Consider the following 13267-nt stretch of genomic DNA (forward strand, 5'->3'; position numbering starts at 1 on the left):
GGTGCGGGGTCGGGTTACAGACCGACCTCGCGCATCAGCATGCCGACTTCGGTGTTGGTCAGGCGGCGCAGCCAGCCCGACTTCTGGTCGCCCAGCGGGATCGGCCCGAAGGACGTGCGCACGAGACGCTCGACGGGGAAGCCGGCCTCGGCCAGCATCCGGCGGACGATGTGCTTGCGGCCCTCGTGGAGCGTGACCTCGACCAGGTAGTTCTTGCCGGTGTTCTCGACGACCCGGAAGTGGTCGGCGCGGGCGTAGCCGTCCTCCAGCTGGATGCCGTCCTTGAGCCGCTTGCCGAGGTCGCGCGGGAGCGGCCCCTGGATGGCGGCCAGGTAGGTCTTCTTCACGCCGTACCTGGGGTGCGTCAGACGGTGGGCCAGCTCGCCGTGGTTGGTGAGCAGGATGATGCCCTCGGTCTCGGTGTCGAGCCGTCCGACGTGGAACAGCCGCGTCTCGCGGTTGTTCACGTAGTCCCCGAGGTTCTGGCGGCCGTCCGGGTCGCCCATGGTGGAGACGACGCCGGCGGGCTTGTTCAGCGCGAAGAAGAGGTACGACTGGGTCGCGACGGTCAGGCCGTCGACCTTGATCTCGTCCTTCTGCGGGTCGACGCGCTTGCCCTGCTCCAGGACGATCTCGCCGTTGACCTCGACACGGGCCTGCTCGATCAGCTCCTCGCACGCCCGGCGCGAGCCCATGCCGGCCCGGGCGAGGATCTTCTGCAGACGCTCCCCCTCCTGCTCGGCTCCGGGGTGCGTCTTCGGCGTCCTGATCTCGGGCTTCTCCGCGTAACGGTCGCGGTTGCGCTGCTCGATCTTGGCGTCGAGCTCACGGGGGCGGGCGGGCGCACCCTGGCGCCGGCCGCCCTTGCTCACGTTCTGCGCGGGCTTCGGTCCGCCCTTGGCGCCGCCGCGGGCCGCGGCGCCGCGGCCCTTGCGGGGGCCGCCGTCGCCGCCCGGCTTGTCGGAGCCCACGTCGTAGCGGCGCTCCTCGGGGCGGGGCCGGCGGGGGCGCTGCTCCTGCTTGTCGTCGCGCCCTGAGCCGGAGACCCGGGGGTTCGGGTTGCTGTTCCTGCCGCTGCCGCTGGTGTTGGCGTTCCTTCCGGCACCGCTCCTGCCGCCGCCGCTCCGGGAGCCGCCGCCGCTCCTGCTGCCGCTGCCGTTGTTGCTGCCACTGCTTCGCATCAAAATTCCGTCTTGTCGTCTGCGTGAGTTTCCGGGGTGTCCGGTGCGTCCGGATCGAACGACGGCACACCCTCTAGCGTCTCAGCCTCGATCGCGTCCGCCTCCGGGAGGAAGGGCGCGAGCTCCGGGAGCTCGTCCAGGCCTCGCAGGCCCATGCGCTCCAGAAAGTAGTTCGTCGTCCTGTACAGGATCGCACCTGTTTCGGGTTCCGCGCCCGCCTCCCCGACGAGACCCCTCTGGAGCAGGGTCCGCATGACGCCGTCGCAGTTCACTCCGCGTACCGCCGAGACCCTCGACCGGCTGACCGGCTGACGGTACGCGACCACGGCGAGCGTCTCCAGCGCGGCCTGGGTGAGCCGGGCGTGCTGGCCGTCCAGGACGAAGCCCTCGACCGCTTCCGCGTACTCCGGACGGGTGTAGAAGCGCCAGCCCCCGGCGACGAGCCTCAGGTCGAATCCGCGGCGCTGGACGGTGTACTCGTCGGCCAGCTCCCGCAGGGCGTCCGCGACGGCCCTGCGGGGCCGCTGGAGGACCTTGGCGAGGTGTTCCTCGGTGGCGGGCTCGTCGACGACCATGAGGACCGCCTCCAGCGCGGGCTTGAGGTCGAGCCCGGCAACCAGGGCGTCGCGCCCCTCGTCGTCTGTGCTCATGCCTGTACGTCCTCCTGTGGCTCGCGCGCCTCTTGGTCGAACTCGTCCGTGACCACCGGTTCGGTCCCCTCGCCCCCGGCCCAGCGCACCAGGAGGTCACCGAGCGCCTCCTCCTGGTCGAGCGCGACGGCCTTCTCCCGGTAGAGCTCCAGGAGGGCCAGGAAGCGGGCGACGACCGTGAGGGTGTCCTCCGCGTCCTCGGTGAGCTCCCGGAAGCTGATCTCGCCCTCCGCGCGCAGCCGCGCGACCACGATCTCCGCCTGTTCGCGCACGCTGACCAGCGGGGCGTGGATGTGGTCGACGTACACCTGCGGCTTGGGTCTGGGCTGCATCGCCTTCACCGCGAGCCGCGCGAACCCCTCCGGGCCGATGCTGATCACGACCTCGGGCAGCAGCTCCGCGTGCTGGGGTTCGAGCCCCACCGTGCGGGGGTAGCGGCGGGACTCGGACTCCAGCCGGTCGCTGAAGATCTCCGCGATCCTCTTGTACGCGCGGTACTGCAGCAGCCGCGCGAAGAGCAGGTCCCGTGCCTCCAGGAGGGCCAGGTCGGCCTCGTCCTCCACCTCGGCGGTGGGGAGCAGCCGGGCGGCCTTCAGGTCGAGCAGGGTCGCGGCGACGACGAGGAATTCGGTGGTCTGGTCGAGGTCCCAGTCCGTTCCCATGGCCCGGATGTGTGCCATGAACTCGTCGGTGACCTTCGACAGGGCGACCTCGGTCACATCCAGCTTGTGCTTGGAGATCAGCTGGAGGAGCAGATCGAAGGGGCCCTCGAAGTTGACCAGCCGCACGGTGAACCGCCGGTCGTCGACGCCCCCGCCGGCCGCGTCCCCGGATTCGCCCGCCGTGGGCACGGCTTCGCCCGCCGTGGGCACGGCTTCGGCCGCGGCGGGCACGGCGGCCACCGGAACCGCCTCCGGAGGGCTCTCCACGGGCCTGTCAGCGGCCGGCGGGGCCGTAGGCGCCTCCACGGCCGTCACCGGCCCGGGAGGAGCCTCCGGGGCCGCAGGTGCCTCCGCGGGCCGTATCCCCGGCCCGCGGCCGAGGGCACGGCGGGTCGGGCGGGGCGTGTCGTCGGCAGTCGGCATGTGCTGGGGTCCAGGGGTGCGGCGGGAGGCGGGCGGTGGGCCCCGGGGCGGGGCCGTCCGTACGGTGGCCCTCCCCCGGCAGGCTACCGGCGCCGCGCCGGTCAGCGGCCCCGCAGCCTCCGTACGAGGATGCTCGCGTCGCCGCGCGACTCCAGGTCGGCCAGCACCACCGCGACCGCTTCCCGGACGATGCGCCCGCGGTCCACGGCCAGTCCGTGTTCGCCGCGCAGCACGAGGCGCGCGTGCTCGAGGTCCATCAGTTCCTCGGCCGACACATAGACGGTGATCTTCTCGTCGTGGCGCTCACGGCCACTGGGCCGCCGGTTGGCTCCCCGTCCGCCCCCGCGTCCGCGTTGCGGCTGGACGGTGGCGGACGTCCCGGTCTGTTCCTGACCGGGCGCGGTGCGGGCCCGGGGCGGGGCGGCCTGGCCCCGGTCGTCCCCGTCGGCACGGCTGCGGGAGCCGCCGCCGTCGGCGTCCGCCGCGGAGTGCTCCTCCTGGGAGGCCCCGGCGGGCGTGTCGCCGCTTCCCGGAGTGCCGCCCGGGCCGGTGTCCGACGGTGCCGAATCGCTTCCTCCGGCCGGTGCGGGAACCCGCGCCTCGCCGTTCGCCTTGCGCCGCCGCTCGGCGGGGGACGAGCCCTGGAGACCCATGCCCCCGGTGGTACGGAACAGCTCGTCGGCCCCCGGCAGACTCACTCGGCGTGACACCGGGCGAGCACCTCCCTGGCGAGCTGGCGGTAAGCGGCGGCACCGACCGAGTTCGACGCGTACGTGGTGATGGGCTCACCGGCGACCGTGGTCTCCGGGAAGCGCACCGTACGTCCGATGACGGTGTGGTAGACGTGCTCGTCGAAGGCCTCGACGACACGCGCGAGCACCTCACGGCTGTGCACCGTGCGGGAGTCGTACATCGTGGCCAGGATGCCGTCCAGCTCCAGCTCGGGGTTGAGCCTCTCCTGGACCTTCTCGATGGTCTCGGTGAGCAGCGCCACACCGCGCAGCGCGAAGAACTCGCACTCGAGCGGGACTATCACCTTGTGAGCCGCCGTCAGGGCGTTCACGGTGAGCAGGCCGAGCGAGGGCTGGCAGTCGATCACGATGTAGTCGTAGTCGGCCATCAGCGGCTTGAGGGCGCGCTGCAGCGTCGACTCGCGGGCCACCTCGCTCACCAGCTGCACCTCGGCCGCCGAGAGGTCGATGTTGCTGGGGAGCAGGTCCATGTTGGGCACGGCCGTCTTCAGCAGCACGTCGTCGGCCGCCATGCCCCGCTCCATGAGCAGGTTGTAGACGGTGAGGTCGAGCTCCATCGGGTTGACCCCGAGGCCGACGGACAGGGCTCCCTGCGGGTCGAAGTCGACGAGAAGGACGCGGCGGCCGTACTCGGCCAGCGCGGCACCCAGGTTGATGGTCGACGTGGTCTTGCCCACGCCGCCCTTCTGGTTGCACATCGCGATGATCTTCGCGGGGCCGTGGTCCGTCAGGGGACCTGGAATCGGGAAGTACGGCAACGGCCGGCCGGTCGGGCCGATCCGCTCGCGGCGCTGGCGGGCGGCGTCGGGCGCGAGGGTGGCCGCGTACTCCGGATCGGGCTCGTATTCGGCATCAGGGTCGTAGAAGTGCCCCTCGGGCACCTCGGCGAAGTCGGCGAAGTGGGAGGTCTCTCGGCCACTTTCGTTGCCGGCCATGGCGTTCACGTGTAGGCCGTCCATCATCTGGGGGGCTGTCGTCATGTGCTGGTGGGTGGCGAAGGTGCGGACAGCGACGGAGCCGACAGCTTCGAGCCCGATCGGGCTCAGACCCCGTGCAGGCATCCCTGGTTGACCACCCCCGGGAGTAATTGTCGACTCATTCACAAGTCGTCTTACCTCCTTGGATGTGACCAGGAAACTTATCGATAGGTCAGCGTGGCACCATGCCGACGATTGGCGACTCTATGGCGTGTCACCGGTTCGCAGCAACACAATCCGCCGGACCCGGCCCTATGTGTCGGCAATCGAACACCCCTCTGTCAAGAGCACGGAGCGCCCGGGGCGCACCTTTCGCGGGGGTGCAAAACGGGTAGAGGGTTACGTCTCAGGCGAGTTGATCCGGACCCTCTCATGCGTCCGGCCGGACCTTGCTGGGCAAGGTCCGGCCGGACGTGTGAGGTTGACGGGGAGGGTTGACCGCTCAGCCGAGAAGCGTGCTCAGTTCGACGTGGTCGAGGCCGTGCGCCTCGGCCACCTCACGGTAAACCACCTGGCCGTCATGGGTGTTGAGACCCTTGGCCAGTGCGGCGTCGCGACGCAGGGCGTCGGCCCAGCCCCGGTTCGCGAGCTCCAGGATGTAGGGCAGCGTGGCGTTCGTGAGGGCGTACGTGGAGGTGTTCGGCACGGCGCCGGGCATGTTCGCGACGCAGTAGAAGACCGAGTTGTGGACCGTGAAGGTCGGCTCGGCGTGCGTCGTCGGATACGAGTCCTCGAAGCAGCCTCCCTGGTCGATCGCAATGTCGACAAGAACACTTCCGGGCTTCATCTTCGCGACGAGCTCGTTGGTGACCAGCTTCGGCGCCTTCGCACCCGGGATCAGCACCGCGCCCACGACGAGGTCGGCCTCGACGACCGCCTTCTCGAGCTCGAGGGCGTTGGAGACGACCGTCCGCACCTTCGTGCCGAAGACCTTGTCCGCCTCGCGCAGCTTGTTGATGTCCTTGTCGAGCAGCGTGACGTGGAAGCCGAGCCCGACGGCGATCTGCGTGGCGTTCCAGCCGGAGACCCCGCCGCCGATGACGACGGCCCTGGCCGACCCCGTGCCGGGGACCCCGCCGGGGAGCACGCCACGCCCGCCGACCGAGCGCATCAGGTGGTACGCGCCGACCTGCGGGGCGAGGCGGCCGGCGACCTCGGACATCGGGGCGAGCAGCGGCAGCGCGCGGGTCGCGGTCTCGACGGTCTCGTACGCGATGGCGGTCGTGCCCGACTCCAGCAGGGCGTCCGTGCACGCGCGGGAGGCGGCGAGGTGCAGGTACGTGAAGAGCGTCTGGCCCTTGCGGAGGCGGTGGTACTCCTCGGCGACCGGCTCCTTCACCTTGAGCAGCAGGTCGGCGGCGGCCCAGACCTCGTCGGCGGTGGGCAGGATCTGCGCACCGGCGGCGACGTACTCCTCGTCCGGGATGGAGGATCCCTCGCCGGCGTGCTGCTCGACGAGGACCTGGTGGCCGTGGCGTACGAGCTCATGCACTCCGGCAGGGGTGATCGCCACCCGGAACTCGTTGTTCTTGACTTCGCGGGGGATGCCGACCTTCACGTCGATCACGGTCCTTGACTCGGAGGCTGGCTGGGCATAGCGGGACATACCCGCATGAACCAAGCATAAAGGGGGACACCGCAGAGATCTGCGGCAGAGCCATCATTAATGAAGGACTTCCCGCTGTCCAGCCTTACAAAGCATTAAGTTTTGTTCGAAGTACTACGGATTTCGCAGGCGGAGCCCTCGTCACCAAGCAATCTGTCGGCCGCCGCCCGGTGCAGCCTGGCCGCCGCCGGGTCCCCGAGCCGGTCCAGGGTGTCCGCCAGCCTGAGCTCCAACGCGGCCTGGAGACGCGTGTCGCCCGCCCTGCGCGCCAGGTCGACCGCCTCCCGGCAGGTGTGCAGCGACTCCTGGGGCCTGCCCGCGTACTCCTGCACCCGGGCGGCCTCGCTGAGCGCACGCGCCTGGGCCGGGAGGTCCCCGAGCCTGCGGTGGCCGGCCGCCGCGGCACGCCAGTCGCGCAGCGCCTCGCCGTACCGGCCGGCGTACGTGTGGACCGCTCCGAGCCGGCCGTACAGCCGCGCCGCTTCGGCCCGCTCCCCCTGTGTGAGCCGCTGCGCGAGCGCCCGGCCGTACCAGTCGGAGGCCCGGTTGAAGTCCCCGAGCTCGGCGTACGCGCCGCCTGCGGATTCCATCGCCCTGCCGGTCGCGTAGAGGTCGTTCGCCGCGCGTCCGGCGTCCAGCGCCGCCCGGTAGCGGGCCAGCGCCTCCCGCGTACGCCCGGTCCTGGCGTCCAGGTCGGCGAGGTTGAGCAGGGCGGCGGCCTTCTCCCGGGGCAGGTCACGGCGCTCCGCCACATCGAGGACCAGGCCGTGCAGCCCGTAGAGCACGGGGGCGGCGTCCTCGGTGCCCCGGTGCACGGCGAGGGCGCGGACGAGGGCGGCCACCAGTCGGCGGGCGAGCGTGTCCAGGTCGCCGTCGCGCACCGCGGCACGGGCGGAGGCGAGCAGCGCCGGCTCGCGGATCCTCAGCCACTCGGCGGCGTTCTCCGGACCGGGGAAGCGCAGCGAGCGCGGCAGTCCGGCGAGCCGGCGGCGGGCCGGGGAGTCCTCGGGGTCGGTCACCGCGCGGCAGGCCTGGAGCCGGCGCACGGTCCGCTCCAGCATCCTGGCCCGGGCGAGCTGGATCTCGGCGGGCCGCTCCCGCTCCTCCAGCACGGCGCGGACCAGCGGGGCGAGGCAGCCGGGCATCTCGTACTGGGGCTGCTCGGCACCGTTCGACCCGAGCAGCCCGAACCTGACGAAGTCGTCCAGAGTCGTCTGTGCGGCCGAGACGGAGCACCCGGCCAGGGCGGAGGCGGTGTGGGCGTCGGCCAGCCCGGCGGGGGCGAGGGCGAGCAGCCGCAGTATCCGGGCGGCGGCCGGCGGCAGCGACTCGTGGACCAGCCGGAAGGCCCGGGCCAGCGGGCGGCCGCCGGCGGGCTGTTCGGGTCCGTCCTGCTGGTCGCGCAGCTGCTTGGCGACATCGGCGACCGAGGCGCCGGGCCGGGCCGCGAGCCAGCCTGCGACCAGGGTCAGGGCGGCGGGCTGTCCGCCGCACTCCTCCGCGAGCGTCTCGGCGGTCCGCGGGTCGACGGTGATGCGGACCTGCCCGATGGCGCGGGCGAGCAGCTGCACCGCGGAGCCGGCGTCCAGCCCGCCGATGGTGCAGGGGCGGACGTCCGGGATGCCCGTGAGGGGGCCGGTCGCGGTGGCGACGACCAGACAGTCGGGGTTGTCCGGCAGCAGCGGTTCGACCTGTTCGGCGTCGACGGCGTCGTCGAGCAGGATCAGGGCGCGGCGCGCGGCGAAGGCCTCGCGGACCATCCCGGAGAGCTCGTCCTCGTCCGCTCCGGGCGGGGCGGCCACGGCGAGCAGGTCCAGGAGTGCGCGTGCGGTGCGCTCCGTGGGGACGCGCTCGCCCCCGGGTTCGGTGAGCGGGACACGGAACACGCCGTCGGGGTAGTCACCGGGTTCCGACAGCCGGCGGGCGAGCTCGGCGGCCAGTGCGGTGCGTCCGGATCCGGGCCTGCCGGCGATCAGGAGGACCCGTGCGCGGGCGGCTTTGCGGCCCGCCAGGGTGTCCAGGCCCGCGCGCTCGATGTCCTCCTGAAGGGCTTTCAACTCGCGCGCCCGGCCGAAGAACTGAGACGGAGTCACTTCCGGCGGCTCTCTGGTTCCCGCCGTCCCCGCCACTCCGGCCGGGCCGCTGGTGTCCACCGCCTGATCGGTCACGGGCCACGCTCCACTTCGCTGCACGCGGTTGCCCGCCGGAAGTCCGGTCGGGGCCTTTCGAGCGTAGTTCAGTGGTGCGGGCGATCACGGCCGAGCGCGGCGGACACGTCCCTCGATCGGATCAGCGTTTCGTACGATCGGCCCATGATCTGCCCGGCATCGGTCCGCCCTCGGGAGGGCGGACCGACCGGACCGGGTCAGGCCTCGAACGGGCGGGCGGGCCAGGGCGCCTCGGCAGGGCGCAGCGAGTCCACACCGTCGCCCGCGAGCACCGCGGTGAGCGACAGGACGCCCACGACCAGGCAGTTGTTGTGCAGATCGCCGCCCAGCACACCCCGTACGAGCTCCTCGAGAGGCACCCGCGCCTGCTCCATGTCGGCCTCCTCCTCGGAGACCTCGAAGCGCTCGCCCTCGGCCTCGGAGAGGTCCCGGGCGAGGAAGATGCGCACGGCTTCGTCGCAGCCGCCCGGCGTGGTGTAGACGTCGGTCAGCACCCGCCAGTCCTCGGCCTTGACGTGCGCCTCCTCGTAGAGCTCGCGCTGCGCGGCGTGCAGCGGGTTCTCGCCGGGGATGTCGAGCAGCCCCGCCGGGATCTCCCACAGCTTGTGGCGCACCGGGTGCCGGTACTGCCGCAGGACGAGCACCCGGCCGTCAGCGTCGAGCGCGAGGACGGCCACCGACCCGGGGTGGACCTGGTAGTCGCGGCTGTGGACGCTCCCGTCGGGCATCACGACGTCGTCGGTACGGACGCTGGTCTTGTTACCGGTGAAGGGCGTCACCGTCGCGGTGACCTGCCATTCCTCGGGCGTGTCCTGGAAACCCATGTACGTCCTCCCACGAACAAACAGAAACCGGGGTACGCATCCCGTGAGGGATCCGTACCCCGGTCAACCGTATCGCCTTACGCCTCGGCGCCGGGCGCCTGCGCTGCCGCGACCTTGCGCTCCACGGCTGCCTTCACCAGGCCGGCGAAGAGCGGGTGGGGGCGGGTGGGGCGGGAGCGCAGCTCCGGGTGCGCCTGGGTGGCGACCAGGTAGGGGTGCGTCTCACGCGGGTACTCGACGTACTCGACGAGCTTGTTGTCCGGGGAGGTGCCGGAGAAGACCAGTCCGGCCTTCTTCTCCAGCTCCGCGCGGTAGCCGTTGTTGACCTCGTAACGGTGGCGGTGGCGCTCCTCGACGTACGGCTCGTCGGCGTAGGCCTCGCGGACCAGGGAGCCCTCGGCGAGCTTCGCCGGGTACATGCCGAGCCGCATGGTGCCGCCCAGGTCGCCCGCGCCCTCGACGTACGCGAGCTGCTCCTCCATCGTCGAGATGACGGGGTGGGCCGTGGCCGCGTCGAACTCGGTGGAGTTGGCGTCGGTGATCCCGGCGAGGTTCCGCGCGGCCTCGATCACGATGCACTGGAGGCCGAGGCAGAGGCCGAGCAGCGGCACCTTGTTCTCGCGGGCGTACTGGATGGCGCCGACCTTGCCGACCACACCGCGCTCGCCGAAGCCGCCGGGGATGCAGACGGCGTCGACGTCGCCGAGCTGCTTCTGGGCGCCGGCCGGGGTCTTGCAGTCGTCGGAGGCGACCCACTTGACCTTGACGCGGGCCTTGTTCGCGAAGCCGCCGGCCCGGATGGCCTCGGTGACCGAGAGGTAGGCGTCGGGCAGGTCGATGTACTTGCCGACCAGGGCGACGGTGACCTCGTGGTCCGGGTTGTGGACACGGTCCAGCAGGTCGTCCCAGGTGGTCCAGTCGACGTCCCGGAACGGCAGGTCGAGCTTGCGGACGACGTAGGCGTCCAGGCCCTCCGTGTGCAGCACCTTGGGGATGTCGTAGATCGACCGGGCGTCCTTGCAGGCCACCACGGCGGTCTCGTCGACATCGCACATCAGCGAGATCTTGCGCTTGATGGCGGTCGGGACGTCGCGGTCGGCGCGCAGCACGATGGCGTCCGGCTGGATACCGATGTTGCGCAGGGCGGCGACGGAGTGCTGGGTGGGCTTGGTCTTCAGCTCGCCGGACGGGCCGATGTAGGGCAGCAGCGAGATGTGCACGACGAAGACGTTGTCGCGGCCGACCTCGTGGCGGACCTGGCGGACCGTCTCCAGGAAGGGAAGCGACTCGATGTCGCCGACCGTGCCGCCGACCTCGGTGATGACGACGTCCACGTCGTCGGTCGCCATGCGGCGGATGCGGTGCTTGATCTCGTTGGTGATGTGCGGGATGACCTGGACGGTGTCACCGAGGTACTCGCCGCGCCGCTCCTTGGCGATCACGGTGTTGTAGACCTGGCCGGTCGTGACGTTGGCCGAGCCGTCGAGGTCGACGTCGAGGAAGCGCTCGTAGTGGCCGATGTCCAGGTCGGTCTCGGCGCCGTCGTTGGTGACGAACACCTCACCGTGCTGGAAGGGGTTCATCGTGCCGGGGTCGACGTTGAGGTAGGGGTCGAGCTTCTGCATGGTGACCCGCAGGCCACGTGCCTTGAGCAGGGCACCCAGGCTGGAGGCAGTCAGACCCTTGCCGAGGGAGGAGGCGACACCCCCGGTGACGAAGATGTGCTTGGTCGTCGTGGATGTGGGCTGCATAGCCAAAGGGGGCTCCCGTGGTCGCGATCGTGAGGTGCGTGCCGGCATGCCGTACGAAGATTTTCTTCAGGCGCCGTCGCTGCGGTTCGGGGGCCTCGTCCACTGTCGGGACGACCACCGGTCCACGGGCTACCAGGGTAACAGCGACGAGGGGAGGCCGCTTCCGGCCATGCCCCTCCCGCGTGGGCACAAGATCACCACGTCCGTTTCAGGTCCCACCCATTCGCCCGTGACAGGCGACGGACAACTGCTGGACAGTCGCGCGGAACCCCCAGGTGCGTCGTATCCTGCTCGGACACTCGCTGCCGAGTTGGCCGGCCCAGCGGCTCCACCCCAGCCCGCTCACCCGTGCAAGAGCTCGTCGGTTCTATTACAACGACCCCTTGACCAGCAGTAAGCGCCCTTCGGGGCGACATGGCCGTTCGACTGGAGACGCACGTGGCCGGGCGCATCGAGGATTACGCACTCATCGGAGACATGCAGACCGCAGCCCTGGTCTGCCGGGACGGCACAGCGGACTGGCTGTGCCTGCCCCGCTTCGACTCACACGCGATTTTCGCCGGACTTCTCGGTACCGAGGAGAACGGCTTCTGGCGGCTTGGACCCGCCCGCCCGGAGGGGGCGGAGCCGCCGGCGGCGGACCGCCGCCGGTACCGCGGCGACTCGCTCATCCTGGAATCGGAGTGGGACACCCCACGCGGCACGGTCCGCGTGACCGATTTCATGCCGCCGCGTGACGGTGCCCCCCAGCTGATCCGCATCGTGGAGGGCGTGAGCGGCCGGGTGCCGATGCGCTCCGAGCTGCGGATGCGTTTCAGCTACGGACGGGTCACCCCCTGGGTGCACAAGGTCGACAGCCGTACGGTCGCCGTCGCGGGGCCCGACTCGGTGTGGCTGGACACGGACGCGGAGACGTACGGCCAGAATCTGACGACGTACTCCGACTTCACCGTGGCCCCCGGCGACCGGCTCGCGTTCACCATCAGCTGGCAGCCCTCGCACCACGAGCCGCCGAGCGTGCCGGAGCCGGAGGCCTCCCTGGAGGCGACGGAGAACTTCTGGCGCGAGTGGGTCGAACAGTGCACGTACCACGGCCCCTACCGGGAGGCCGTCGTCCGCTCGCTGATCACCCTGAAGGCGCTCACCTACGCCCCCACCGGCGGCATCGTGGCCGCGCCGACCACCTCCCTGCCGGAGGACATCGGCGGCTCCCGTAACTGGGACTACCGCTACACCTGGCTGCGGGACGCGGCGATCACGCTCTCGTCCCTGCTGCGCACGGGGTACCGCGAGGAGGCCCGCGCCTGGCGCGAGTGGCTGCTGCGGGCCGTCGCGGGCGACCCGGAGAACCTGCAGATCATGTACGGCATCGCGGGTGAGCGTGAGCTCGGCGAGGCGGAGCTGGACTGGCTGCCCGGATACGAGAACTCCGGCCCGGTCCGGGTCGGCAACGGAGCGGCGAACCAGCTGCAGCTCGATGTGTACGGCGAGGTCACCGAGGCGCTGCACCTGGCGCACATGACGGGGCTGACCCGCAACGACTACGCCATGGGCCTCCAGCTCAAGCTGATCAGCTATCTGGAGAAGCACTGGGACGAGCCGGACGAGGGCATCTGGGAGGTGCGCGGGCCGCGCCGCCACTTCGTGCACTCCAAGGTGATGGCCTGGGTCGCCGTCGACCGCACGATCAAGCTCATCGAGGCCGGGGACGCGGAGGGGCCGCTGGAGCGGTGGCTCCAGCTGCGCGACGACATCCACCGCGATGTCTGCGAGCGGGGCTACGACAAGGAGCGCAACACCTTCACCCAGTCGTACGGCTCGCAGGAGCTGGACGCGTCCCTGCTGCTGATTCCGCAGATGGGCTTCCTGCCGCCCGACGACAAGCGCGTCATCGGCACGATCGAGGCGATCCAGCGGGAGCTGTCCACGGAGGACGGCTTCGTCCTGCGCTACCCCACGGAGGGGGACGACGCGGGCGTCGACGGCCTCGAGGGCGACGAGGGCGCGTTCCTGGCCTGCTCGTTCTGGCTGGCGGACGACCTGGCGATGATCGGCCGGGTCGACGAGGCCCGCCGGCTCTTCGAGAAGCTGCTGTCCCTCCGCAACGACCTGGGCCTGCTGGCCGAGGAGTGGGACTCCGGGCTCCAGCGCCAGGTGGGCAACTTCCCGCAGGCGTTCAGCCATGTGCCGCTGATCGACACGGCGCTGCGGCTGACGGCCAGCGGGGCGTACGTCGGCTGATCCGGGGGTGCGGGATCCCGTTCCCCGTGCCG

At 71.1% G+C, this 13267-nt stretch carries 10 protein-coding genes; 1 reads left to right on the plus strand and 9 read right to left on the minus strand.

Annotated features, from left to right (window positions below; translation table 11 throughout):
- Positions 1-14: 14 nt before the first annotated feature.
- The 9 genes from OG379_RS08955 to OG379_RS08995 form a co-directional block, all read right to left on the minus strand.
- A complete protein-coding gene (locus OG379_RS08955) occupies positions 15-1181 on the minus strand; it encodes a pseudouridine synthase (protein WP_393757881.1) in 1167 nt (388 codons plus the stop codon).
- The gene (gene scpB / locus OG379_RS08960; RefSeq protein WP_393757879.1) at positions 1181-1831 is read right to left on the minus strand and encodes an SMC-Scp complex subunit ScpB; all 651 of its coding nucleotides are present in this window, start codon (positions 1829-1831) and stop codon (positions 1181-1183) included. Before scpB ends, OG379_RS08955 begins: the two co-directional genes overlap by 1 nt.
- Positions 1828-2916 carry a segregation and condensation protein A gene (locus OG379_RS08965; RefSeq protein WP_405661016.1) on the minus strand — a complete coding sequence of 363 codons (1089 nt, stop codon included), beginning with the start codon at positions 2914-2916 and terminating at the stop codon, positions 1828-1830. Before OG379_RS08965 ends, scpB begins: the two co-directional genes overlap by 4 nt.
- 101 nt (positions 2917-3017) lie before the next feature.
- Complete coding sequence (locus OG379_RS08970; protein WP_405661018.1) at positions 3018-3626, minus strand: hypothetical protein; 609 nt, start codon at positions 3624-3626, stop codon at positions 3018-3020.
- Positions 3611-4729 carry a ParA family protein gene (locus OG379_RS08975; protein ID WP_393757873.1) on the minus strand — a complete coding sequence of 373 codons (1119 nt, stop codon included), beginning with the start codon at positions 4727-4729 and terminating at the stop codon, positions 3611-3613. Before OG379_RS08975 ends, OG379_RS08970 begins: the two co-directional genes overlap by 16 nt.
- Before the next feature lie 358 nt (positions 4730-5087).
- Positions 5088-6203, minus strand: a complete 1116-nt coding sequence (ald, locus tag OG379_RS08980) for an alanine dehydrogenase (RefSeq protein WP_405668453.1) — start codon at positions 6201-6203, stop codon at positions 5088-5090.
- A gap of 143 nt (positions 6204-6346) precedes the next feature.
- Positions 6347-8419, minus strand: a complete 2073-nt coding sequence (locus tag OG379_RS08985) for a tetratricopeptide repeat protein (RefSeq protein WP_405661021.1) — start codon at positions 8417-8419, stop codon at positions 6347-6349.
- 197 nt (positions 8420-8616) lie between these two features.
- Positions 8617-9243, minus strand: a complete 627-nt coding sequence (locus OG379_RS08990; protein ID WP_104790117.1) for an NUDIX hydrolase — start codon at positions 9241-9243, stop codon at positions 8617-8619.
- A 77-nt stretch (positions 9244-9320) separates the two neighbouring features.
- Positions 9321-10994, minus strand: a complete 1674-nt coding sequence (locus OG379_RS08995; protein ID WP_405661023.1) for a CTP synthase — start codon at positions 10992-10994, stop codon at positions 9321-9323.
- Between the two features lie 438 nt (positions 10995-11432).
- Between OG379_RS08995 and OG379_RS09000 the strand changes: the two genes are divergently transcribed.
- A complete protein-coding gene (locus OG379_RS09000) occupies positions 11433-13235 on the plus strand; it encodes a glycoside hydrolase family 15 protein (protein WP_405668455.1) in 1803 nt (600 codons plus the stop codon).
- The last annotated feature ends 32 nt before the right edge of the window (positions 13236-13267 follow it).

Origin of the sequence: Streptomyces sp. NBC_01166 (genome assembly GCF_045039765.1) — a bacterium.
Classification (GTDB): domain Bacteria; phylum Actinomycetota; class Actinomycetes; order Streptomycetales; family Streptomycetaceae; genus Streptomyces.

Excerpts from the sequence above, each read along its gene's own strand:
- OG379_RS08990 (WP_104790117.1), bottom strand. The coding sequence starts at position 9,243 with ATGGGTTTCCAGGACACGCCCGAGGAATGGCAGGTCACCGCGACGGTG.
- scpB (WP_393757879.1), bottom strand. The coding sequence starts at position 1,831 with ATGAGCACAGACGACGAGGGGCGCGACGCCCTGGTTGCCGGGCTCGAC.
- OG379_RS08965 (WP_405661016.1), bottom strand. The coding sequence starts at position 2,916 with ATGCCGACTGCCGACGACACGCCCCGCCCGACCCGCCGTGCCCTCGGC.
- OG379_RS08955 (WP_393757881.1), bottom strand. The coding sequence starts at position 1,181 with ATGCGAAGCAGTGGCAGCAACAACGGCAGCGGCAGCAGGAGCGGCGGC.
- OG379_RS08995 (WP_405661023.1), bottom strand. The coding sequence starts at position 10,994 with ATGCAGCCCACATCCACGACGACCAAGCACATCTTCGTCACCGGGGGT.
- OG379_RS08975 (WP_393757873.1), bottom strand. The coding sequence starts at position 4,729 with ATGCCTGCACGGGGTCTGAGCCCGATCGGGCTCGAAGCTGTCGGCTCC.